Genomic DNA, 24,255 nt, shown 5'->3' with positions numbered 1-24,255 from the left:
ATTGTAAGCGCTATCATAAAACGCTAATATAACCGATATCTTTTGATATTTTCTCTGCCGTCGATACAACACTTTTAATCATTTCGTAACGATTGTTACCATCCATATAAGAAATGGGGCCTACCATATTTAATGCAGCAATGGTTTGACCGGTATATGAACGGATAGGGGCTGCAATTCCGTATAGACCAAGTTCATTTTCATTATTACTGATGGCATAGCCTTGTAATTTTATCTGTTTTAGTTCTTCTTTTAGCTTTGATACACAGGTAATCGTATTAGGAGCACGTTGTAAAAGACCTTTTGCAATTGTTGGTTTAATTAACGATGGGTTAAATGCCAATAATACTTTCCCAGTACTCGTACAGTATGCTGGTTTAGTAGCACCGACATAGGTGGGTACAGGGAGAGACGATTTGGACTTGACTTTTAATACAAATCTCACTTCTCCGGCATCAAACATCCCAATATGTACAATGCCATGATACCTGCGAATTAACCCTTCACAAAAAGGAGTGGCTTCACTGTATATATCCTGTTGATACATCACGTGGTTACTCCATTCAAGAAGCTTCCAACCCAATCGATATTTCTTTCGACTATCTTGGATTAACATCCCTTCTTCACATAAGGTCCTTACGAGATGATGAACAGTACTTGGATTCATTCCTAATTTTTCAGCAATTTCTAGATTTCCTAGTGCTGGTTCGTCGTTCGTGAAACAGTTCAGAATTTTCGAAATTTTTTTGACGGAAGAAATCATGATCTAGCCCCCTCATCCAACGAATGGTCTATTTTTAAGCTCTCCTCAAATAATTTGACAAACGTTGTCGAATCCCTGCTGGCTAGAATTTTAATTTAAAGCGTTTTCATTTAAATGGTTGGTTGCCCTTCTAAGTCTCTTGAACCCTTTAATGCTTCATCTACCAATGGGAATGAGTTTTGGCGTTTAAAACCTGCATAGAAGCGCCCCAATCTTCTTAATGGATCCCCAGAGTAATAACGTTCATATTGAAGTAGACGCTGACCAAATGCTTCTCCACATAGATCCCAAGCAAGTTTAAACAGCTGTACTCGATCTTGTGATGAAATTCCTTCTCGTCCAACGTAATACTTCTCCACATCAGCACGAAGTTCAGGATGTTCAAAATCGGCACCTGTTGGGGACATAAGTAAACCGCCAGCTCCAATTGTTTGAATTATTTCAATCGCCCGTGGATAAAGTTTTGGCAACATGCCACGAATGGTTTCAAGGGGGAGTCCAGCAGGTCTAACCTCTCCTTGTGAAGTCGTTTCATACTCATATTCGGCAACTCTCAAGAGGGCACGAATCGCTTCTACAGACTGCATCAGTTCTCCTAATTGAGTTTGGACATTTAAATATCCATCGACCCCAATAGAATCAGCTACTCTTGCGGCAACCTCAGCAGCAAATTGTAATTTAATAAGTCCCCTAACTCCAGATTGATGAGCAGGCTGTTGACCAATTCCTGTTTTTGGATAAAGAAGATTAGCAGCTTCTATGTTTTGGTTGATAAAAATACGATCACTTGGTACAAACACATCATTAAATACAAGGAGAGCATCCATTTCTTCATATCTTGAGGCGAGTGGATGATCAAAGACAGATCGCTTTCCATCTTGCATTGGTTCACGACAAATAATCCTTAATCCTGGTGTGTCAATTGGAAGTGCAAATGCTATCGCATGTTTTTCATCACCTGGTTGGAAGCCAGGGAAAGAATAAATAATCACTTCGTCGGTGATTGGTGCAAGAGTCGCTAACATTTTAGCACCCCGGACAATAATTCCATCAGGCCGTTCTTCGACAACACCTAAATGAGTAAAATCTTCTTCTTGTTCATGTGATGCTTTACTTCGGTCATTTTGAGGATTAATGATCGCATGTGTTAAGAAAAGGTCATGATCGCGGATGTATTCATAGTAGTTAATCATATTTTTAGACCATTCAGGGTTATATTGATCGAGAAACCAAGTATTGCTCGCCATAGATGTTACCGTTACATTAAGAAAGTCAGGTGTTCTTCCCATTAGCCCAAAAGTCGCCCTTGCCCAAATTTCAAAAAGTTTACTTCTCGCTTTTAAATCCTCATACGTTTTAGGAACTTTAAAAGCATGTGAATATCGTTCACCAGATTCTTCACATAAATAGGTGATCTCATCCTTATATGTTGGATCATTTTGAATATCGTATAAATTGGCAATTTCATGGATTGGTTGACGGAAAACGTCTTCATTATAAACATCTGTTACTTTTCTTCCACCAAGCCATACCTCTGGTTGACGTGACTTAACTCCTTCTATATACTGAGCACCAGTACGAATTCCCAAATGAACATCCCCCTTAAGTTCTATTTTTTTACATAATTATCTATTGAATTGGTTTCTAAAAATTTTCCTTGGAAAAAGACAAGTGCGTTTCCTTCTTCATAATGGTAATTTTTCACTTCACCAACGTATAATACATGGTCGCCACCGTCATATTCTTTCCAAGGGCTACACTCGATGGTCGCTAGTGATCCTTGAATTTTAGGTCCGTAATTCGAATCTTCCCATTCAATTTGAAGCCCGAGCTGCTCTTTACCGGCAAACTGCCAGGCAATCGCTTCTTGACCTGATGATAAAATATTGATGACGAAAGGCTTATCTTGCATCCTTTCATTTGCCTTCGCCTTCTTATCAATCGAAACTAGTACCAGTGGGGGATCAAGAGAGACTGAAGTAAAAGAGTTTACAGTAATTCCTTGTTTTTGGTGAATCTCACTATTCCAAGTGACAACCGTAACCCCCGTGGCAAATTTCCCTAAACAATTCCTCAAATCACGAATATCCATTCTTAACATGCCACCTCCTCATTACTTAATCTACTTTAATAATAAAGTTAAAAAAAAATAAAAACTCCCGATAATTTCATAATGTGAAATTAAAAGAAATTTTTTAAAATAATTAGACTTATTTGTCAATTCCCGAAAACACTTTCATGCTCTAAAGCACCGCGGGACGGTTCTCGATCGCGTTAATGTATTAACGCGATCGAGAACCGTCCCGCAGTGTATTAGTGTGTTAAAGGATCCGCTTTATATTAGTTATCTATTCCAAGGGTTGTTCCTATTGCTTTTACGATTGATCGCGTTTGATCAGGTGTTCCAATTAGTAATGAAATAAGTAAAGGAAACAACAATAATAATACTAATAATATAGTAACTAAATTGATTTTCATGATTCCACCCTCTTCTTAATGGATTCGAAGAGCCCTTTACATTAATAAGCTATGTACAAGCTTATTAAAATGTATAAACTTATCCACTATTATTATCAATTTCAATAAATTAAGGAATTTTGCCAAAATGCGACCTCGCGGGTCATCCGCTGAAAGCGAAGTGTATTCAAGCTGCGAGTTAAATAACAACAATCATGACGAAATAAGCCAAAAAATTTGTTTTAATTTATAGTTCACTCCCCCCTACTTTTCCTTTTTGTTAAGATTTTGTAAATAATTTATTTACTCTTGGAATCCACCAAGGTATTTGTTAAACTCTTAATATCGTAATTCGATATCGATATTCGATTTCAATGAAAGGAGGTTTTATTCTTGGAGGAAAGAGTATTAAGAAAGTTATTCTTAGGTTTTATTCAAATTCATATTCTGCACCACGCAAAAGAACACCCCATTTACGGAGTGTGGATGTTAGAAGAGTTAAGAGAACATGGATACAACATAAGTTCTGGTACCCTTTATCCAATTCTTCACACGATGGAAAAAGATGAACTACTCAATAAAGAAGAGCGCATCGTTGAAGGAAAAATAAGAAAGTATTACACATGCACGGAAAAAGGAATTCATGTACTTGGAGAGGCTCGGAAGAAAGCATATGAGCTTTTTAAGGAAATAAAGGATTAGAGAGAGGAGTCAATTAACGGCATGAATCAAAAAGTTAGTTTTAAATCATTAATGGAAATTCTTTTTATTTCTACAAGATTAGGATTTACTTCATTTGGTGGTCCGGTTGCACATTTAGGATATTTTCATGAGGAATATATCAGAAGAAGAAAATGGCTGGATGAAAAAACCTACTCTGACTTAGTAGCATTGTGTCAGTTTTTACCTGGTCCCGCCAGTAGTCAGGTTGGGATGGGAATTGGTATTTTGAGGGGTGGAATCCTTGGAGGGATTCTTGCTTTTATTGGTTTTACCCTTCCTTCTGTCATTGCATTGATATTGTTTGCTTTACTTTTACAGGGTGTTGGTATTGGTGAATCTGGTTGGATTCATGGATTAAAAATTGTAGCAGTAGCAGTTGTCGCACATGCAATTCTTGGAATGGCTAGTAAATTAACACCAGATATAAAAAGGAAGACCATTGCATTGTTAGCACTAGTTGCCACACTTTTATGGCAAACTGCATTTATACAAGTAGGCGTTATACTTATTTCTGCATTAATTGGGTTTTTATTATATAAACAACACAAAGATGAAAATGCTTCCTTTACAAGAGTACCGATTTCAAAAACTATTGCAGTTGTATCTTTACTCATCTTTTTTGGATTATTAATTATACTTCCTATTATTAGGGAGATGACTTCATTAAATTGGATTGCTTTGTTTGATAGCTTTTATCGTTCTGGGTCTCTTGTTTTTGGAGGTGGCCATGTGGTACTTCCATTACTCGAAAGAGAATTTGTCCCAACAGGCTGGTTATCAGAAGAAGAATTTCTTGCAGGTTATGGTGCAGCTCAAGCTGTTCCTGGACCATTATTCACATTTGCGGCTTATTTAGGTGCTGTCATCAGTGGATGGAAAGGTGGCCTACTAGCAACATTTGCTATCTTTTTACCAGCATTTCTATTAATAGTAGGAACCTTACCTTTTTGGAATTCGTTAAGACAAAATGCTAAAGTTAAAGGTGCTCTTATGGGAGTAAATGCCGCAGTTGTCGGAATTTTGATCGCTGCATTTTATCACCCCATTTTTACAAGTTCCATATTAGAACCAACGGACTTCGCATTTGCGGCACTACTATTCAGCATGCTAGTGTACTGGAAGTTACCGCCTTGGATTGTTGTGATAACAGGAGCAATAGGTGGTTGGTTATTATCATTGCTATAAAATAGAAAAAGATGACCTTTTCTCGGGTCATCTTTTCTATTTTAATTTAACTGAGCGAATAATAAAAAGAAAAATAGTAGTAAATACAATAAATAAGAAATCGGAAGCTCCCAAATGCCGATACCAATGTTATTACCATTCGCTATATTCACACTTTGCCATGTGAAAAATACAAAAACGAATACACATTCACCCTTGAGAACATTAACTAGTAATCTTGCATTTAAATATTGTTTTTTTGCGTTCTGTAGAGTAAGGTTGAGATAATTATATTTATGAGGATACTTTTCTAAAATCGTTAACGATAGCCAAATAAAAACTCCGATCGCTGGCAGGAACCAGATACCTTCTTTTCCGCCCCACCTGTCTACTTCCCCTTTTATGTTGAAATGAATCGGTATTTCACTTGGTAAAGAAGACCACACCATTAACACATAAACAATAGATATAAGAAGTAAGGCTAGTGACATAATGTCTATACTTTTTTCTATAACAGACTTAGGGATCGTTATCTTTGGACGATTCACGGGTTCCATACAATTCCTCCATTAATTTATAAAATTCATATCCCTAAATTATATGGATGTGGATTAATGAGCTTAATAAAAAGATAACTTTTTTGCTAATTCCTTTTAATTAATGACAAAGAGGAAGGCATCTATCATTCAATAAGGCTCAACATGTACATGTACATCATAAACTTCATATTCAGTCATTAATACTTTCTCAACTTGAGTTGAAATATTGTGCGCTTCTTCAATTCCAAGCTGTGAGGAAACTAATATAACGGCATCAACTACATTATTATTACCATAACTCCTCGCTTTGATATTTTTTACACCTTTTACACCGCTCACGCTATTGATTGAAGCCTCATAGGAAGCGATTAGATTTTCATCAAATCCATCTGTTAAATAATGGGATGCATCACGAAATATCTCCCATGCGGTTTTACAGATTATTAATCCTACAACTACTGCAGTTACAGGATCCAGCCATGGAAGTTGAAACTGAGAACCAATAATCCCGACTACCGTACCGATACTGACAAGCGCATCTGATAAATTGTCTTTTGCTGCTGCCATTACAGATTGACTATTAATTTTATTTGCTAAATTTTTGTTATAGCGATAAACAATATACATAACAAACGCTGAAAAAATACCCGTCCATGCTGCAATCATATCAGGTGGATCTTCTTTTCCACTGAATACTAATGAGACAGCATCATAAAGAACCTGAATTCCAACGGCCATCATAATGAAAGACGCAACCATTGAAGCAACAGTCTCTGCCTTCCAATGACCATATGGATGGTCTTCATCAGGAGGTCTTTGCGAGACCTTTAATCCGATCAACACTGCGATAGAAGCAATAATATCTGTAGTATTGTTCAATCCATCTGCCTGCAAAGCTTCTGAATCAGTACTATAACCAATTGTTAATTTTAGTAATGATAGAAATATGTAGGTGATTATACTAATGATCGCACCACGTTCACCTAATTTTAGTTGATTATATCTTTCTTGTTCCATAAAAATTTCCTCCACTCTTACTCACAAATATCGTAACAAGTATCTATTGAGTGGGTCTATAGCAACCTTTTTCTCCTTTATAACAAAATTATCAATGACTAAAAAATGTTTCGGTAGGGAAACAACCATTCGTGCATTAAAAATAGTATTAGTTTATACTGCCATGAAGAGTTATAAACGAATTCACGAATTTTTTAAAAACAAATGACAAAAAAGTCAAAATATAGTTGCACTTTATGAAGGATACTACTATAATGACATAAACAATATGAAAAATCGATGAAGAGGAAGAGTATTTCGCACACTGATTCAAAGAAAGCATTCTCCTGCTGAAATGAATGCATTAAAGAGCGAAAGAAAGACACCTCGTGAGTGACACTCTGAAAAAAGTAGGAGTGAACGTATGACAGACGTTACACTGTTTCGAGTGGCTTTATTAAGCAAACCGGGTGGTACCGCGGAACATCATAACATGTCCGTCCCTTTTTATAGGGGCGGACTTTTTTATATTTAAGGAGGTGAGTACAATGATTCCCGATGAGGATGATGATGATATCAAATTACTATTGAAAATGATAAGGAGGATAATAAAATGGATGAATATCAACGTGTACTCACTTCTGAATGCAGCAATCATGTAAATGAAGATGTGAATCTAAAAGGCTGGGTACATCGAGTAAGACATTTGAGGAAAGTAAGCTTTTTAATTCTTAAGGATCGATCTGGATTCATTCAATGCGTTTTGGAATCCAAAATAGCAAAAATGAAAATCACGAATGAATCGGCTGTAGAAATATCAGGTAAGGTTGTTTCCACAAATCAACAGGAAAATGGTGTAGAAATTCATGTGGATAATATAAAGATGTTATCCTATGCTGCTCCAATACCATTTGAAGTAAATAACGATGAAATAGAGGCAAATTTAGATACAATACTAAATCACCGAGTGTTATCGATGAGGAATCCAAAAGTTCAATCGATATTTCGAATACAATCCAAAATTGTCGAATCCTTTCAAGAATATTTAAGAAATAAGGGTTTTACTCAAATTTTCACACCAAAATTGACTTCTCAAGGGGCTGAAGGTGGAGCAAACGTTTTTTCATTGCCATATTTCGGTAAAGAAGCTTATCTTGCTCAATCTCCTCAATTTTATAAACAAAAAATGGTTGCTGCAGGATATGAACGCGTGTTTGAAGTTGCACCTGTTTTTCGAGCAGAGGAACATAATTCTTCAAGACATTTAAACGAATATACATCTATGGATGTGGAAGTAGGTTTCATAGAAGGCTATGAAGAATTAATGAAACTGGAAAACCAGCTCTTGATTCATATCTTTGAAAAAGTGAAACTAGCCTGTGCTAATGAACTTAAGCTGCTAAATATAGAATTACCTGAACTTAAAGAATTTCCACAGCTTACTCTGCAAGAGGCACAACAAATTTTAAAGGAACAATTCGAAAAGACATCACCGGATGGAGACTTAGATCGTGAAGGTGAAAAGCTTATTAGTCAATATATTGAAAAGAAATACTTAACACCTTTTGTGTTCATTACAAACTACCCTACTAGAAAAAGACCTATGTATACAATGCTTAATCAAAACAATACCGAATTGACAGATTCCTTTGATTTAATCTATAAAGGAGTAGAGATTACTTCAGGTGGACAAAGGATTCATGACTACCAACAACTAATAAAATCGTTGGCGTCGAAAGGATTAGACCTAGACAATTTTAAGAGCTATACAGATCTATTTCGATTTGGATTTCCTCCCCATGGAGGCTTTGCAATTGGTTTAGAACGATTGACCGCCCAGATGCTAAACATTAATAATGTCCGTGAAGCCACAGCCTTCCCTAGAGATTGCGATCGTTTAACGCCTTAAATCATATTACATGTCTGGAACTATACGTACTTTACCATAAATATGGTTCCAGGCATCTTGATAACTAATACAAGTTTCTAAGTTGCTTTAAAAAAGGGATTTAACTAAATTCTCAATAGGTATTCCAGCCTCAATATAGCTTCTGACTGACTTCCATTCATTTTTCTCGCCAATTCTCTTAATCGTTTCAATAAATAGATTATCCGTTTCAATTGTCTTACCATCTATTAATATAGTGGCTGTTAAAATCACAGTCATTTCATTTTCTCTTAATGGAAAAATACGATGATCTGTTAGACTCCATTGACCATGATTTTGTTTAATAAATTGAAATCCTTGTTCCCAGGATTTATCAAAATCTCTACAATTACACTAGATTTACTAAAGACATTTTTAAAACAGCATTTTTTACGATTCCCCTATAATATTCTGGCTGAAGTCCTTACTGGAGAAATGATTTGAGTATAGGAATGATCTACTAAAGGTTGAATCACGATAGGTTTTAATGAACCATTAAAGCCTAATCGCACTTGCTCTTCATCGATTGCCTTGAGGGCATCTTTCATAAAGTTACAATCAAAAGTGATTTCTATTTCTTCGCCAATTAATTGATCAATTTCCTGCTTTTCAATAATTTCCCCAATTTCACTACTCATTGAAGTGAGCTCAACTAATGTTGTCCCAAGTGTCATAAATTTCACTTTATGATGGCGTTCTTTGGTAGATAATAAATTTGCTCTCTCCATTCCTTCTAAGAATCTTTTCCGATTCAATACAATTTCTGTAGAAAAATGTGATGGGATCATTTTGCTGATATCTGGGAATGACCCCGATATCAGTCTAGAAAAGAACAGAATGTCCTTTGACTCTAATAATACATAATGTTCAGTTAGGAAAACTTGAATGTTATGACTATCATTCCCGATCAAATGAAGGTACTCAAGTAGGTTTTTCTTTGGAATGATGATGCTTCTTGAATTCTGAGAAGAAGAAGCTGCATTTACTGTTGCTAGCCGGTGAGAGTTTGTAGCAGTACATTGGATTCTATTCTCAGTGAATATCCATTGTACTCCATTTATTACGTGATTTGTTTCATGTTCAGATGCGGCAAAGCATGTTTGTATTATTAGTGATTTTAATAGGTTTGACTGTAAACTTGAGATTGGTGTCTTAGGCATTTCTGGAAGCTGAGGATAATTCTCGGATGGTATTTCACTTATTGAAGTATAAATATCATTAGAAATGATATTGATCTTATGTTGAGTTTGCTTTATATACAAACGGTCTGGAAGCTTTTTAACAAGCTCAAGAAATGATTTAGCAGGAATGACCATACTACCTTCTCGAAGAATTTCTAACGATGCATTTATTGATGGAATGACTTTTTTAACAATTCTTTCTGAGTTCATTCCAATCAGAGAGAGTTCATTCATTGTTGTTTTGATCAATACACCTGATAAAACATGAATAGTAGGATGGTTAGAGATTGCTCTTGATACTTCAATTAAAGCAGATTTTAGTAGATTTGAATCAATTTTAAACTCCATTTCACTCACCATTCCATTTAATATTATATGTTCCTATTGTAGAACATACGTTCCTTTCAGTCAATGTTCTAGACTCCATCAAAAGACTGATAAATAATCATCCAATAGAACCTTATAGTAATGAATTCATTATATTAAAATGATGATGAATAAAAAGAATTATCAGAAAATAAGGAAAGTATATATTTTCAGGTATGATATTTATACAAAATAGACAGTAGGTGTATAAAATGAACTCTTTTAAACAATTAAAAGGCTTGGATCGCAATGTCTGGATTCGCTTTATAGGTGAGGCGATTAACGGGATTGCATTTATGATGCTGATGCCTTTCTTCGCTCTTTATTTAAAAGATAAAGTTGATTCTCTCTGGTTAGTAGGTGTTGTCATGGCAGTGGCTCCAATTGCTTCTGTTTTTGGGACCATGCTAGGTGGCAGATTAGCTGACGTTTATGGTCGAAAGCCCGTTATGGTCGGATCGATGTTAGGAAATGGTATCGTTATGATTGGTTTTATCTTTTTCGATACCTTCATCGCATTTGTGATTCTTTCAGCATTCATGGGTTTTTTTAATTCACTTTTCCATCCAGCAGCTTCTGCAATGGTGGCCGATGTAACAGCACCTGAACAAAGAACGGAAGCATTTGGATTGCTTCGACTTGGACATAATATCGGAGCAGCAACTGGACCACTAATCGGAGCTTCTATCATCATTTTTAGTAAATCAGTTATCTTTATGATTGCTGCAGCATCAGTAATCATCTATGCGATCGTTGTGGCTATATTCATTTATGAAAGTCTTCCAAAAAAAGAACGGAAAGATTCACTAATAGAACAAGAGGAAGTAAAAGAAGATATTCCTTCTCCTTTCAGAGTACTTCTTCAAGACAAAGTATTACTTATTTTCATTTTAACCGGTGTCGTCATTTCTATGTCTTTTTCTCAAACGGAAGGAATGCTTCCACTTCACTTTGATAATGAGTTAAAACATCTTCCACCAGAGCAAAATCCATTCCCTTATTTGATGGCATTTAACGGGCTTTTAGTGGTTCTATTTCAATTACCTATCTCGAGTTGGTGCGGGAAGAAAAAAATCGGAACTGTAATGCTGCTTGGAACTTTTTTATTTGGAATTGGGCAAATTGCAATGGCACTTTTTCCATCCTTTTTCTACACTCAACAAACTAGTTTTACAATGATTATGCTGATCCTATTAGTTGCTTATGGTATTTATACTCTTGGAGAAATGCTCATCAGTCCCGTTCAAATGACGTTCATTTCCAATATTGCCCCAGAACACCTAAGAGGTACATATATGGGGGCTTCAGGCTTGCAATGGATTCTAGGAGGCGCAATTGGGCCGCTGATCTCTGGTTACCTACTAGATCTGTCTCTCGGAAATGTCATGTTTACGATGTTAGGAGTTGGATGTATGATTGCCGGTCTTATCTATGTGGCAATTGATAAAGCATTGACAACAAAGTCAAATATTCCTGTTACGAAAAAAGAAAAAGTTATTTAAAATAAAGCCACCCTTCCTAAATGAAGGGTAGCTTTTTAAATTGAACCAATACGGGACTGTATTCCCTTGATCTCTACAAATTACTAATCAATTTCCTTCTACTTGTTACTTGGCAAAGTAATCACGAATTTAGTTTCTTCCTCTTCTGATTGACAAAAGATTTCTCCCCCGTGTTTATTGATCAGTTTTCTACACACATACAATCCAATCCCAGTACCAAGTTCTTTAGTTGTATAAAAAGGTTCAAAAATCGTCATCATTTTATCTCTTTCTATTTTAGGGCCATTATTAATCAAGTGAACGATTATTTTTCCGTGTTCCATTTTTCCTTCAATAATTATTTCTCTATAATCTTTTTCCATATATAATGCATCAATTGAATTAATCATTATATTAAGAAAAACTTGGCGAATTTCATCTTTATTCCCGCTGATCAATATCGAAGGATCCACCCTAGTGACAACATTTACATCACTATCAACCAGGCTTGGATAAAGAAATTCCATCAGATCTTCAAACATTTGTGATAGTGAAAAGATTTCAATTCGGTTTTCAAATACTTCATTTTTTGATACGTGAAGGAATTGTGAAATCCGGAAGTTCATTTGTTCTAACTCATGACTGACGATATCAATATAATTAATATCCGGATATTCTTTATTCAATAATTTAATGAATCCAACAATTGAAGTTAAAGGATTGCGGAATTCATGAACAAAGCTCGATGCCATTTGACCTAAAATTGACAAGCGATCTTTATGAGTTTGGTCGATAAATAGGTTTTTTTCTTGAAGATGTTGTTCTTTAATATCCGTATAATATCGAACTGCATAGTATGAGAATTGGTCAAACAAACTATTTATTTGGACAAAAACAGGCTGGAGCTCATCTATTTGAATTCCAGAAGAGCTGATCCAGTTTATAATCTCCGTTCTTCCAAGATTAACATTGTATACAAACTCCCCAATATTTACATTTGCTTCGACTCTTTCTCTTGCTACCTTTAGTGATAATTTTTTTATTTCTTCTTCACTAATGGGTGAATAAAGAGTTTTCCTTACGAGTTCAAACATTCGAAGACCATTCATTATTACTTTTTCAGAATGGACATCATCTGGATAAATTAACACTCTTTCTCTCCAGTTATCTAGAAACGTCGAGATATTATTCTCTAGGAATTGAATTAAACGATCTGAAACCGGTGCCATATTAATCACTCTTTCTACCTTCAGATGAATATCTTACTTAGTACATATTAGATCATTACATGTCAGTATCCTACCTAGTTTAGGAATTATTAGAATTATGTAACAATACATCATTATATAACAAAACTAAGCCTTATTCATATAAATATTTCCTACCGATTTTATTATCTACTAAGGAAAAGAGGCTTTAGCATCATTTATCAGAGGTTTTATATAAATTGATCGTGAGGAATTACTAACCCATTTGTGAGCCTTTTTTATACAACTTCACTTCATATAGAACCATAAGACAAGAAAGAAATCCGCATATAAAAATTATGATTGGGACTGGTCTGAATCCTGTTTCAAACATCTGGTATACACCTGTAAATGTGATAAGGATTGGTGTCAAAAAGTTTAAGTACACTTTTAATTTTTTATACAATATTTCATCCTTCTTTCAGTCAAATAAAATATCATCAAATTGTAGCGTTGTACAGAAGTTCCACGTAAAGGTGCTATTTTTCTGTTTCATTATGAAAATATAAATCTTCTAGACGTGTGTAAACATTTTAGTTTAATATGAACAAAACCTAAGACCCTCATGTTATAGTCCATAACATTCTTCCCTTATTATACAATTAGTGGAAGTTGTTTAAAACCTATTTATGGTAAAAATGTAATGTGTTTTTCTAATTATTTACTCAATAAAATGAGTCTCTCCCAAAACAAGAAGTCCGGAACCACAACGTCCATATCTAGAAGAAGCCCTAAGGCATCTTCATATATGGATATCCTAGTGGTTCCGGACCCTTTTTGGGACAGCTCCATTTATAATTACATTTTTTAACAGTCGGTTCTATAACTCTTTTTTCTTATGCATCAATTATAAAAGGGAGCATAATTGTCCCCCTCAATTTTAAAGGTAAATAGATTATCGCGATTATTAATCGCTTCTATTACTCTATCTATATAAGCATCTTCAACCATTGAATCATAACTTAAATATCTCCCTAAATGAAGGTTAGGGTGTGTGGTTTGATTGATCTTATTTTTAATTTCTTTCATTAATAAACCTGTAAAGAGGAGGTAGGGAATAAAGACCATTTTATTATTATGCATGGTTGAAACCTTAAGTAACATTTCTTGAAAGCTTGGGGTACCTACAGTTAAGAAGCACGTCCATACTTCTTGAACTTCGCTCTTTTTCTGAACCATGTTTGCAATTTGACCTAAATCTTTTTCTACCTCATTGTCTGAGCTACCTCTCCCTATTAATACCGTAATAGTAGTGGGATCGATCGACGTTGTTTCATGTATCCTTTCCATGATGCTCTCAACCATTTTTTCATGAACACCTATCGGTTTTCCATATGTCACTTGGACATTGGGATACTTTATCATGCACTTTTGAATTTCTTTGGGTATATCATTTTTTGCATGAACAGCATTTAATAGCAGTAATGGCGCAATCGTAATCCGAGTAGCTCCCTGTTCAATACATGAAGAAAATCCATCTTCAATCGAAGGTGAAGCAATCTCTAGAAAACAAATCTCATGAATATCCGAAGCTATTCGTTTCTGACATCTCTTAATAAAGGAAATTGCTTCATTACATGCTTCTGATAAACGACTACCATGACAAATGTAGAGTACTGCTTGTTTCATTTATAATGCCTCACTAATAACCGTGTTATTTTCAATTGTTTTTTCGAACCATTTAATTTTTTCTCGATAGTGGACAACCTTCCCTATAATGATCATACTTGGATTATTAATCTTTTCTTCATTTACGATATCCACTATGTTTGACAATGTACCGGTAACGGTCTTTTGACCTTCTGTTGTTCCCCAATGTATAAGAGCTACAGGAGTTTGCTTGCTTTTCCCGTATTTCAAAAGCTGTTCTATAATATAAGGTAGATTACTAACTCCCATGTAGATAGCGAGAGTATCAATACCTTTGGCTAAGCTTTCCCATTTCTCATCCTCTTGTTTGTTGTTTTGATGATGTCCAGTTACAAACGCTACGCTTGAACTAGCTTCCCTATGTGTGACGGGAATACCAGCATAAGTAGCAGCTGCAATACCTGAAGTAATTCCAGGAACAATTTCAAAGGGGATGTTTTGTTTTGCTAGTGCTTCAGCCTCTTCCCCTCCTCTTCCAAAAACGAAAGGATCTCCACCCTTAAGCCTTGTTACCACTTTCCCGCTTTTTGCATAACGAATTAAAAAATGATGTATCGTTTCTTGTTTCATCGTATGATAATTTGGCAATTTCCCACAGTAAATGAGATCTGCCCCTTTTTTTGCATATGAAAGTAATTCCTTGTTAACAAGCCGGTCATATAAAATCACGTCTGCTAGTTGGATAGATTTTATTGCTTTTAATGTGATAAGTTCTGGATCTCCTGGTCCTGCACCAACTAAGTAAACTTTCCCCATTTCCATTCAGCTCCCCGTTGATTCCGGTAATATTTCTAGTTCTTGTATTTAAATCCTGCTCCACTCCCTCGTTTTATTCGTAGTTCATAGAGTGATATATCGTTAAATATCTGGTTTGATTTACAATTAAATATGATTTTTTTCACTTAAAGCATCTATTAGTTGATCAACACACTGTTCAATAGAGAACTTCTCAGTATCCAATACAATTTCTGGTTCTAAAGGTTCCTCATATGGTGCACTTATACCAGTAAATTGAGGTATTTCTCTCCTCCTTGCTTTCTCATACAAACCCTTTGGATCCCTTTTTTCACATTCTTCTATAGAACACTTTACATAGATTTCTAGAAACTCATCTTTTTCTACAATTTTTCTTACTGAATCACGATCTTCACGATAAGGTGAAATGAAAGCGGTCAGTACAATCTGACCACTATCAATAAATAGCTTGGAAACCTCGCCAATTCTACGGATATTTTCCTTACGATCATGCTCTTTGAACCCTAAGTCTTGGTTCAAACCATGGCGAATATTGTCTCCATCAAGGATATAAACTTGTTTTCCTCTATCAAAAAGAGTTTGGGCTAGAGCATTCGCAATCGAAGATTTTCCCGAAGCAGATAATCCTGTAAACCACAATATAAAGCTATGATGCTTATTCCTATCACGTCTTTCACTTTTCGTAACAGACGAATGGTGCCAGACAATGTTCTCGACTTTTTCACTCAACATAATTCCTCCTCACGTAGTACGTACTTCTTGCTTCTTTAATCCTTTTATTAGCACCTCAATAACCTCTGGTCGACTAAACGTCCTAGGCGGAACTTGCCCATTTCTAAGCATTTCTCTTACCTTTGTTCCTGACAGTATGACATGATGGGTACTATCATGGGGACATGTTTTAGTTGTTGCCATGGCATCGCACTTTTCACAATAAAAACTATGTTCAAACCGAAGAGGAGTAATCCCTAATTCCTGGTCAGTAAATCGATCAAATAGCTTTTGCGCCTCATATGTTCCATAGTAAGATCCGACACCAGCATGATCTCGGCCAACGATGAAATGAGTGCAGCCATAATTTTTCCGTACCAAAGCATGAAAAATGGCTTCTCTTGGACCTGCATATCTCATTGCCGCTGGGAATACTCCAAGCAATACCCTATCATTAGGGTAATAACTTTTTAATAAAACCTTGTAGCTTTCCATCCGTATTTCTGCAGGTATATCATCAGATTTGGTTTCACCGACTAACGGATTTAAAAACAAGCCATCAACGATTTCTAATCCAGATTTTTGGATATATTCATGGGCACGATGGACAGGATTTCTCGTTTGAAAACCTACAATCGTTTTCCATCCCTTTTCTTTAAAAATAGCTCGAGTCTCACTTGGGTCAAAAGTATTTTCACCAAAAGGTTTTTTAGGACGTTTTAATAAGGTGATTTTCCCACCAACATACACATCTTCCCGATCAAATAATTTTCGAACTCCTGGGTGCTTGATTTCATTTGTTCCATATACAAGCAATGCTTCTTTTTCCTTGTCTGGTTTATAAATTTCATTTATATCTATAACCCCATAGGTTTCCTGTTGATAGACAAGACGACATCTCTCACCAGTTTGCAGCTGGTTAGCATGTTCTTCACTTATAGGTAACGTGATGGGAATACTCCAAACGGTTCCGTCCTTTAACCGCATACTTTCTACGACTCCATCGTAATCCGCTTTTGATAAAAATCCTTCAAGCGGACTATAGGCACCTATAGCCAATAATTCAAGATCACTTAGGGAAATTGGATCTAAAATAATTTCATTCTTAATTTCTTCATACGGTAAATCAGGTTGAAATGCCTGAACCAATACTCTTCCATGTGGCAATAAACTCATTCATATTCCTCCTTCGACTATTCGTTTAGTCGGATTTATAATTAGATTCCTCCTCCGTCTTCATGAACGGAGCGTCTTTCTTCATTAATCGATTTCATTAAACTAATTCCCGCTATAGTTGAGACGATAACACTTAAGGGAACGATAATAGAGTACACATCACTGTCTATAAATAATTTGACTAAAAAATATGAAATACTCAAAGATATCAATGGGGATACAATCCATATTTTCACTATTTTTTTCACGATTTGTTTTTGTAAAATCTCTCTTCCGTTTTTCGCAACTCCGATTCCGATGATAGATGATGATGTAACTTGAGTAAGAGGAATCGGTAGCCCATAGAGCGAGCTAACAAGTACTAAAGTTGCTCCGGTTGTTGAAATTAGGATTCCTTCTATTTTTGTGAACCGAGTTATTCTCTTACCATTAGTTTCCAGCACTTGCTTGCCAAGTAAAACAGTCCCAAGTGCAACAAACACTCCCCCCATCCAAATCCCATTGGTAACAGATAAAAGTCCTGCACCGACGAGTGGTCCAACAGCATTGGCAACATTGTTCATTCCAGCCGAAAAAGCTTCAAAAAATCCAGCAATGATCAAAATATAGGCGATCCACTTTTGGTCAAATTTATAGCCCCTTTTTTGTAATGCGTATAACCCTTTCCCTAAAATCCATGTAAAGAGCAATGCTGTAACGGGAACCAAGACCCAAAACATCATAATAATCATAAGTGAATCCACGTATAAAACTTGATAAGCAACACCGACTCCAACGACTGCTCCCACTGTCACTTCACTTGTCGACAAAGGGATACCAATGATATTTGCTAGAAATAATGAGCTAGTAGCAGAAACGAGAACAATCAATACAAGATTAATTGTCAGGATTTCTTGAGGGACGATTCCTGAACTGATGGTCTTTACAACCTCTCCCCCTCCAGAAATAGCCCCTGCCAAAATTCCAATTGCACAAATCACCAATGCAGACCTTGCTTTCGGAATGGCTCCAGCACCATATGCAACTCCCATTGATGCAGCCGCTCCACTAGCACCAATATTCATCGCAAAAAACAAACTTATTAATATCGCAACTAACTCAAGCAAACTATTACACTACCCCTAATGAAGACCACATTCTGTTTTCCCTTTTCCTTTCCATCTCCCGGAGCGTAAATCATTTACATCGAATACAGGTGAAGTACAATGAAAGCAGCCTATACTCGGATATCCCTGATCATGGAGTGGATTGTAAGGAAGATTATGATTATACGTATATCTCCAAATTTCCTTCCAAGTCCAATGAATAAGAGGACACACTTTAATCGACTGAAACTTTTCATCTTTATTGAGAAACTCTACATTTTTTCTCGTATCTGATTGTTCTCTCCGAAGCCCTGAGATCCAAGCCTTCACTCCATTCAACGTTTCATTTAATGGATCAAGTTTACGAATTTGACAGCATTGATTAGGATTGGTCTCCCACAATTTATCTCCATAAATTTCTGCTTGTTCTGTTAATGTTAGTTTAGGCTTTTTTAGTACTATATTTAGATCTGGATATTTATCCTTTACTCGATTAATAGTGTCATAGGTTTCCTTATAGTGAACCCCTGTATCAAGAAACACGATTGTTGCCTTCGGTTGAACCTTTGAGATAAGGTCAATTAACACAATCCCTTCAATCCCAAAACTACAAGCGTAAATGACCTCATCTTGATAATGTTGATAGGTCCACTTCAAAACATTTAAGGCACCTTTATAGGTTGTGTCAATCTCAAACTCTAATGACGGATTGTTCCAGGTTTCATATGTTAACAAAATCCTCACCTTCTTAATTAAGTTTTAATTGAAACAAAAAGAGGCGTTAACAATAAAAGGGTAAAACCCCTATCTTGTTAAACACCTCTAGTTTTTCTAGTCAGCATTTAGTTTCTTATTTAATTCGAACTTTTTCATTTTTTTCTAGCTGAATAACTTTTCCATCTTGTACCACTAACGTAATGGAACCAAATCGCATGGTTGTTAACATTCGTTTCAGCTTTTCAAATACTTCATCAAACTCGGCTTCATTCATCTCTTTATCCTTCACATGATTCCCCCATTTAACTCTTATCAGATCCATGCAGCTCATTTTGAAACAAAAAAGTCTTTCCATTTCGGAAAGACTTTAGGTAGCTATACCTTATCTTCCAAAATGAGATAACATTTTGCTGGAATTAGCACCTTACCTTTTGCAGGTTGCCGGGTTTCATAGGGCCAGGTCCCTCCACCACTCTGGATAAGAGTTGTTAAATTTAATATTCTAAATAATATCATAAATCCCACTGAAGTCAACCCGAGTTTTTCAATCGGAATTGTTACTTTTATGAAAATCTTATTGGAATTGGCTATCTTGAACGGTTTTTAATGGTTAAAAAAAAATAATCTTGAAGATTATTTTTTTATTTTTGGGGTCCTAGCAACAAAAAGCGAAAAACATAGTTAAACAAATTTAGACTTGGGATAAAGCTGAGTATTCCTACTTAATGGCATTATCGGCTTTTATTATTATTGGGGTACTTTTAGAAAATTCGAATATCTTAACCAGTTTTAAAAGATGACTTTACAGTTGTTGATTATAAATCTACATTGCTACTCCATTTTATTATAATCAGCTTCAATTATTATTGTTTTAATAAATAGTAGGGATCAAACCACCGTCCATTCGAACTGCTGTACCTTTTATTGCACCCGAATGTGGGCTGCTTACAAATGCAACCATTCTTCCTATTTCAAAAGGACGTATAAATCTTTCAATATGTGAATCAGGTAAATTAGACAATACAAAGTCCTTTTCAATTTGTTCGAAAGACTTACTAGAATTACTATACATGTCTTTGAGTATATTTTCGACATTCTCCGACAATGTAGGTCCAGGCATAATGGTATTAATTGTCACTTCTTTTCCCCTTGTTAAAAATGATAATGATTTGGATAAAGATAAAATCATTGATTTAGTCACAGCATACTGTGGCATATTTCCTGAAGGCATGATAGCTTCTTCACTGGCAATAAAAATAATTCTGCCAAAATTTTCACTCAGCATTTTATCTATATAAAATCTAGACATGTTATCAGCAACAAGAAAATTTGTGTCAAAATATTTCTTCCAAACTTCATCATTGACTTTTTCATAAGTCATCATTTCGTATACTCCTAAATTATTCACAAGAATATCTACATTAGGATAATTATTGTATATATTTTCTCTATCATCTCTGTTCAATAGATTACCAAAAGCATTCTGAGGATTAGTTTCTGGATATTTTTTCTTTATGTCATTAACAATCATTTCTACCTCTTCATTGTTTCTACCGTTGACTAAAACATCCACACCCTCTTTTGCAAGTTCAAAAGCTATTGCCTTTCCTATCCCTTTAGTTGATCCAGTAATAAGTGCTTTTTTATTTTTTAATTGTAGATCCATTATATTACCCTCCTTTATTAGTTATACTCAATACATTTAAATAAAAAGTAATCGTATTGCGAACAAAACTTTCTTTGGTGTTTTTTTCATTTTCAACTAAACTAAAATAAATTTGAGGGTCAAAAATGTGCATCAATTGATGTGATAAATAGCTATTAGGTAGAGAAGATTTTATATCATTTTTTTCTTTACCTTCTTGTATTATTAGTGAAAAATTATTTATGACCTTATCGATAATTGAATTTAATTCATTGTGATATTGCACATTGAATAACTTATGCATATAAAGGAAATGAGCCTTAGTAAAGTCAAAAAAGTCACTGTCAAATCCATAAGTAATTATTTTTTTTATTTTATCTCTTGTAAGATTTTCGTTTTTGTCTATTAGTTCAATCTTATGATTAAATTCTTCCAATTTAGGTCTTAAAATGTTAAAAAGTAGTTCCTCTTTAGAATTAAAATGTAAATATAAAGTGCCTTTTGCGACATCTGATTCTTTCGCTATCTCATTCATAGTTACTTTATCGAAACCTTTTAATCTAAATAAAGTTTCTGCATTATTTAGGATTGTTTTATTTCTATCATGAAATATTTTGTCCATTCTGTGCGACATTAACAAAACCCCCTTTTATGACCAGTGGTCATTTTTGACCTACAGTCATATTACTATATCTTTGTTGGTTACGCAAGAAATATCAGTTTTAAAATAAACTTATAGAATAGCGTCTCTGAACACTACACTAAAAATCTAAATAGTTTTCTAGCTTTCTATCTACTATATGTGTTCAACTCTGTACAGAAATCTATGTTCAGATATTACCCCTAACTTTAAGTTATATTACGATAAAACAGAAAAACCAAAAAACAAGATAAGTAATTATTGAAGGTAAGATATGCTCGTGTTTCAACAAGAATTCAAAATCTTGATTTACAATTGGATGCTTTTAAGGAACATGGTTGCGAAGAAATATTTACAGATAAAATTTGTTGGGCTAAAGATAAACGACAAGGATTAGAGAATGCTCTCCGATTTGTAAAAACCGGCAACACATTAGTAGGTTGGTTTTGATTTAGTCATCTTTAAGGATTTCGTTTTGGTCCAAGGCTTCGTGATATAGCCGTTGCCAATCTCTACACCATTCAAAAACCAAGCGATATTCCTGAACTAGAAAAATTACTTCTTGGACAGATTACTCAAAGATTATTCAAGAAAACTTTGATAATGTGCTCCGTTTAGCCCAGTCGATTCGAGAAGGAAAAGTATCTGGTTCGGTTAATATGGGAAATTTAGGATCATATGCAAGGAAAAAGGAAAATTGCAAGAAGATTTACTAAAACATATTTCATCGTTGGGATGGGAGCATATCAATTTTCTTGGTGAATACACCTTTGATACGAAGAAAATAGCAAATTTACATTCACTGCGTCCCCTTTTCCAATAATAATAAAAGCAGATAATTCCTTAGCGTGGAAATCTCGGCTTTTTTATGCCGAAATTTGCTTAGCGTATGTTTTCCGCGGTTGGTTGGTATGTCCCGTTTTTATACAGAACAATCCCTTTGTTAAATGGATGAAGTTAATCTTGATCATTTATTACTTGTCAGCTTTCAATTGCTTTCAAATGACATTAGTAAAATTAATAAAAGAAAAAAATAGGATATTTTCTTGACTTTTCAACTACCTTTCACATATAATGTTAAAAAATCTTTTGAAGACGAAGAACTTTAGCTATGACAAGGACATGAGCTCTTCTTTTTTTCTTTCTAGAGAACAGGGTCATTGGCTGTAAGCCCTGAAGAAATAAGTTGAGTTTACCACCTTCGAGCAATGGTGGAGAATGATTTTTTCTGAAACCATCATCGGGAAATCCGTTATCTTTCTTGAGCGTAATGGTCATACATTACGGAATTAGGGTGGCACCACGACCACACTCGTCCCTATTGCAGGGATGAGTGTGGTTTTTTTAATTGGCTGTATTCGCAAACTTTGTTGCTAAGGTCAAAATAACAACCGTTTGTATCTCTATGTGTGCTTGATGTCAGAAGGGAGAGTTCAGAATGGTTGAAATTGGAGATTAGCCATTCTCGTTATTTTATAGTCTCTCAACAATAACAAAAGAACCATATAATTTTATATTAAGTGATGACAAGGACATGAATTCTGCTTCTATTTCTTTACAGAGAACAGGGTCTCCGGCTGCAAGCCCTGAAGAAATAAGTGGAATTTACCACCTTTGAGCTATGGTGGAGAATGAATTCTTCTGAAACCATCATCGGGAAATCCGTTATCTTCTTTGAGCGTAATGGTCTTACATTACGGAATTAGGGTGGCACCACGACCACACTCGTCCCTATATCGGGATGAGTGTGGTTTTTTTATACTATTTTTTAGGAGGAATAAATGATGTCTAAACAAATGGAAGTGGAAAAACGGAATCATCGTAAACTTGGGCATGACCTTGAGCTTTTTATGTCAGTGGAAGAAGCACCAGGAATGCCCATATTCTTACCAAATGGAATGCTCCTTCGTAATGAACTTGAAAAGTATTGGAAGGATAAGCATTTTAAAGCTGGTTATCAAGAGATTAAGACACCTATCCTTATGAAACAAGAAGTTTGGGAGCAATCAGGACACTGGGATCACTACCATGATAGTATGTATTTCTCGGAATGGGATCAACAAAATTATGCTATTAAACCGATGAGTTGTCCTGGAGCCATATTCGTTTATAACAGTAAGCGGAGGAGTTACCGAGCATTGCCGATGCGATTTGCGGAGCTCGGCTTAGTACACAGACCTGAACTATCAGGTTCCCTTAGCGGCTTATTACGTGTTCGATCATTTACTCAAGATGATGCCCATTTATTTGTTCGAAAGGATCAGGTAGAAGCTGAGATTGTGAAAATTCTAGAGCTGATCGATGAGTTCTATTCAAGATTCGGATTCCAATACAAAGTGGAGTTGTCTACTCGTCCGGAAGACTATATGGGTTCAGAACAAATTTGGGAGCATGCTGAAAAGACTTTAGAATCCGTTTTGAATAAGAAAGGATTAGAATATGCCATCAACCCAGGTGACGGAGCGTTCTATGGTCCGAAAATCGATTTTCATATATTAGATGCTTTGGGACGTAGCTGGCAATGTGGCACAATTCAACTCGATTTTCTTATGCCTGAAAAGTTTGATTGCCACTATATCGACGAGGATAACAACCATTGTCGTCCAATCATGATTCATAGAGCCATATACGGTTCTGTTGAACGATTTATGGCTATCTTAATTGAACATTTCGAGGGGGAATTTCCAATATGGCTCTCCCCTATTCAAGTTAAAATTTTACCGATTGCCGATGCTCATTTAGAATTTGCTGTAAAAATCAAATCTCAATTAGAGTCAGAGGGCATTCGTGTTGAAGTTGATAATCGTGTTGAAAAAATTGGGTTAAAAATTAGAGACGCACAAATGAAGAAGATTCCATATATGTTAGTTGTTGGGGATCAAGAGGTGAATAATAACTCCATTTCTGTTCGACATCGAATAGAAGGAAATAGCGGTGAATGGAAAATAGATGCATTTTTGAATAAAATAGGAGACGAGATATACGAATAAATAGTAGTAGCGCGGAAGAAAGCGACTTCCTTTTGCGCTAC

24 protein-coding genes, 1 pseudogene, 1 riboswitch and 3 other annotated features are annotated in these 24,255 nt (G+C 35.4%); of the genes and pseudogenes, 7 read left to right on the top strand and 18 right to left on the bottom strand.

The window, feature by feature from the left end; genetic code table 11:
• Nucleotides 1–13: 13 nt before the first annotated feature.
• The 4 genes from JOC86_RS01500 to JOC86_RS01485 all read right to left on the bottom strand — a co-directional run bounded on the left by JOC86_RS01500 (nucleotide 14) and on the right by JOC86_RS01485 (nucleotide 3,241).
• Nucleotides 14–763: an IclR family transcriptional regulator gene (locus JOC86_RS01500; RefSeq protein WP_205168011.1), complete on the bottom strand. Its 750-nt coding sequence runs from the start codon at nucleotides 761–763 to the stop codon at nucleotides 14–16.
• A gap of 110 nt (nucleotides 764–873) precedes the next feature.
• Nucleotides 874–2,352, bottom strand: a complete 1,479-nt coding sequence (locus JOC86_RS01495) for a 4-hydroxyphenylacetate 3-hydroxylase family protein (protein WP_205168010.1) — start codon at nucleotides 2,350–2,352, stop codon at nucleotides 874–876.
• A 20-nt stretch (nucleotides 2,353–2,372) separates the two neighbouring features.
• A complete protein-coding gene (locus JOC86_RS01490; RefSeq protein ID WP_205168009.1) occupies nucleotides 2,373–2,855 on the bottom strand; it encodes a flavin reductase family protein in 483 nt (160 codons plus the stop codon).
• A 248-nt stretch (nucleotides 2,856–3,103) separates the two neighbouring features.
• Nucleotides 3,104–3,241 carry a hypothetical protein gene (locus JOC86_RS01485; RefSeq protein WP_205168008.1) on the bottom strand — a complete coding sequence of 46 codons (138 nt, stop codon included), beginning with the start codon at nucleotides 3,239–3,241 and terminating at the stop codon, nucleotides 3,104–3,106.
• A gap of 372 nt (nucleotides 3,242–3,613) precedes the next feature.
• Here JOC86_RS01485 and JOC86_RS01480 point away from each other — a divergent pair, with 372 nt between their 5' ends.
• Nucleotides 3,614–3,922: a PadR family transcriptional regulator gene (locus JOC86_RS01480; RefSeq protein ID WP_205168007.1), complete on the top strand. Its 309-nt coding sequence runs from the start codon at nucleotides 3,614–3,616 to the stop codon at nucleotides 3,920–3,922.
• A gap of 21 nt (nucleotides 3,923–3,943) precedes the next feature.
• Complete coding sequence (chrA, locus tag JOC86_RS01475) at nucleotides 3,944–5,128, top strand: chromate efflux transporter (RefSeq protein ID WP_205168006.1); 1,185 nt, start codon at nucleotides 3,944–3,946, stop codon at nucleotides 5,126–5,128.
• 41 nt (nucleotides 5,129–5,169) lie between these two features.
• Here the strand turns inward: chrA and JOC86_RS01470 are convergent, their stop codons facing one another.
• Both JOC86_RS01470 and JOC86_RS01465 read right to left on the bottom strand, forming a co-directional pair.
• Nucleotides 5,170–5,664, bottom strand: a complete 495-nt coding sequence (locus tag JOC86_RS01470) for a DUF1648 domain-containing protein (RefSeq protein WP_205168005.1) — start codon at nucleotides 5,662–5,664, stop codon at nucleotides 5,170–5,172.
• A gap of 129 nt (nucleotides 5,665–5,793) precedes the next feature.
• Nucleotides 5,794–6,663 carry a cation diffusion facilitator family transporter gene (locus tag JOC86_RS01465; RefSeq protein WP_205168004.1) on the bottom strand — a complete coding sequence of 290 codons (870 nt, stop codon included), beginning with the start codon at nucleotides 6,661–6,663 and terminating at the stop codon, nucleotides 5,794–5,796.
• Nucleotides 6,664–6,933: 270 nt separating this feature from the next.
• Nucleotides 6,934–7,150 (top strand) — a binding site (T-box leader).
• Between the two features lie 105 nt (nucleotides 7,151–7,255).
• Here JOC86_RS01465 and aspS point away from each other — a divergent pair.
• Nucleotides 7,256–8,551 carry an aspartate--tRNA(Asn) ligase gene (aspS, locus tag JOC86_RS01460; protein ID WP_205168003.1) on the top strand — a complete coding sequence of 432 codons (1,296 nt, stop codon included), beginning with the start codon at nucleotides 7,256–7,258 and terminating at the stop codon, nucleotides 8,549–8,551.
• 87 nt (nucleotides 8,552–8,638) lie between these two features.
• Here the strand turns inward: aspS and JOC86_RS01455 are convergent, their stop codons facing one another.
• Together JOC86_RS01455 and dnaN are read right to left on the bottom strand one after the other, a co-directional pair.
• A complete protein-coding gene (locus tag JOC86_RS01455) occupies nucleotides 8,639–8,809 on the bottom strand; it encodes a hypothetical protein (RefSeq protein WP_205168002.1) in 171 nt (56 codons plus the stop codon).
• 161 nt (nucleotides 8,810–8,970) lie between these two features.
• Entirely contained in the window at nucleotides 8,971–10,110 is a 1,140-nt protein-coding gene (dnaN, locus tag JOC86_RS01450; protein WP_205168001.1) for a DNA polymerase III subunit beta, read from the bottom strand.
• A 218-nt stretch (nucleotides 10,111–10,328) separates the two neighbouring features.
• Between dnaN and JOC86_RS01445 the strand changes: the two genes are divergently transcribed.
• The gene (locus JOC86_RS01445) at nucleotides 10,329–11,618 is read left to right on the top strand and encodes an MDR family MFS transporter (RefSeq protein ID WP_205168000.1); all 1,290 of its coding nucleotides are present in this window, start codon (nucleotides 10,329–10,331) and stop codon (nucleotides 11,616–11,618) included.
• Between the two features lie 98 nt (nucleotides 11,619–11,716).
• Here JOC86_RS01445 and JOC86_RS01440 read toward each other — a convergent pair whose 3' ends face one another.
• The 10 genes from JOC86_RS01440 to JOC86_RS01395 all read right to left on the bottom strand — a co-directional run bounded on the left by JOC86_RS01440 (nucleotide 11,717) and on the right by JOC86_RS01395 (nucleotide 21,218).
• On the bottom strand, nucleotides 11,717–12,826 hold the full coding sequence (locus JOC86_RS01440) for a histidine kinase N-terminal domain-containing protein (RefSeq protein ID WP_205167999.1): 1,110 nt from the start codon (nucleotides 12,824–12,826) through the stop codon (nucleotides 11,717–11,719).
• 861 nt (nucleotides 12,827–13,687) lie between these two features.
• Nucleotides 13,688–14,473 (bottom strand): sirohydrochlorin chelatase, encoded by a 786-nt coding sequence (locus JOC86_RS01435; RefSeq protein WP_205167998.1) that lies wholly within the window; start codon nucleotides 14,471–14,473, stop codon nucleotides 13,688–13,690.
• Nucleotides 14,474–15,250 (bottom strand): uroporphyrinogen-III C-methyltransferase, encoded by a 777-nt coding sequence (gene cobA, locus JOC86_RS01430; protein WP_205167997.1) that lies wholly within the window; start codon nucleotides 15,248–15,250, stop codon nucleotides 14,474–14,476. It abuts the gene before it with no gap.
• Between the two features lie 126 nt (nucleotides 15,251–15,376).
• The gene (gene cysC / locus JOC86_RS01425) at nucleotides 15,377–15,979 is read right to left on the bottom strand and encodes an adenylyl-sulfate kinase (RefSeq protein ID WP_239587340.1); all 603 of its coding nucleotides are present in this window, start codon (nucleotides 15,977–15,979) and stop codon (nucleotides 15,377–15,379) included.
• 12 nt (nucleotides 15,980–15,991) lie between these two features.
• Nucleotides 15,992–17,137: a sulfate adenylyltransferase gene (sat, locus tag JOC86_RS01420; protein ID WP_205167995.1), complete on the bottom strand. Its 1,146-nt coding sequence runs from the start codon at nucleotides 17,135–17,137 to the stop codon at nucleotides 15,992–15,994.
• 41 nt (nucleotides 17,138–17,178) lie between these two features.
• Nucleotides 17,179–18,201 carry an inorganic phosphate transporter gene (locus tag JOC86_RS01415; protein ID WP_205169930.1) on the bottom strand — a complete coding sequence of 341 codons (1,023 nt, stop codon included), beginning with the start codon at nucleotides 18,199–18,201 and terminating at the stop codon, nucleotides 17,179–17,181.
• 57 nt (nucleotides 18,202–18,258) lie between these two features.
• Complete coding sequence (locus JOC86_RS01410; protein WP_205167994.1) at nucleotides 18,259–18,957, bottom strand: phosphoadenylyl-sulfate reductase; 699 nt, start codon at nucleotides 18,955–18,957, stop codon at nucleotides 18,259–18,261.
• A gap of 115 nt (nucleotides 18,958–19,072) precedes the next feature.
• A complete protein-coding gene (locus JOC86_RS01405) occupies nucleotides 19,073–19,213 on the bottom strand; it encodes a YezD family protein (protein WP_205169927.1) in 141 nt (46 codons plus the stop codon).
• Nucleotides 19,214–19,318: 105 nt separating this feature from the next.
• Nucleotides 19,319–19,424: riboswitch (SAM riboswitch) on the bottom strand.
• Nucleotides 19,425–19,810: 386 nt separating this feature from the next.
• Complete coding sequence (locus tag JOC86_RS01400) at nucleotides 19,811–20,605, bottom strand: SDR family NAD(P)-dependent oxidoreductase (RefSeq protein WP_205167993.1); 795 nt, start codon at nucleotides 20,603–20,605, stop codon at nucleotides 19,811–19,813.
• A 4-nt stretch (nucleotides 20,606–20,609) separates the two neighbouring features.
• Complete coding sequence (locus tag JOC86_RS01395; protein ID WP_205167992.1) at nucleotides 20,610–21,218, bottom strand: TetR/AcrR family transcriptional regulator; 609 nt, start codon at nucleotides 21,216–21,218, stop codon at nucleotides 20,610–20,612.
• A 267-nt stretch (nucleotides 21,219–21,485) separates the two neighbouring features.
• Here JOC86_RS01395 and JOC86_RS01390 point away from each other — a divergent pair, with 267 nt between their 5' ends.
• From JOC86_RS01390 to thrS, 3 genes and pseudogenes are all read left to right on the top strand, one after another.
• Nucleotides 21,486–21,674: a recombinase family protein gene (locus JOC86_RS01390; RefSeq protein WP_239587339.1), complete on the top strand. Its 189-nt coding sequence runs from the start codon at nucleotides 21,486–21,488 to the stop codon at nucleotides 21,672–21,674.
• 15 nt (nucleotides 21,675–21,689) lie between these two features.
• Nucleotides 21,690–22,047, top strand: a pseudogene (locus JOC86_RS01385) (Tn3 family transposase); the annotation flags it as partial.
• Between the two features lie 279 nt (nucleotides 22,048–22,326).
• Nucleotides 22,327–22,547, top strand: a binding site (T-box leader).
• Nucleotides 22,548–22,738: 191 nt separating this feature from the next.
• Nucleotides 22,739–22,960 (top strand) — a binding site (T-box leader).
• 48 nt (nucleotides 22,961–23,008) lie between these two features.
• Nucleotides 23,009–24,214: a threonine--tRNA ligase gene (gene thrS, locus JOC86_RS01380; protein ID WP_205167991.1), complete on the top strand. Its 1,206-nt coding sequence runs from the start codon at nucleotides 23,009–23,011 to the stop codon at nucleotides 24,212–24,214.
• Nucleotides 24,215–24,255: the final 41 nt, after the last annotated feature.

This window comes from Rossellomorea pakistanensis (assembly GCF_016908495.1).
Classification (GTDB): Bacteria; Bacillota; Bacilli; order Bacillales; family Bacillaceae_B; genus Rossellomorea; species Rossellomorea pakistanensis.
Note: the sequence above shows the minus strand (reverse complement) of the source record. Positions and strands in the feature narration are given on the sequence as shown.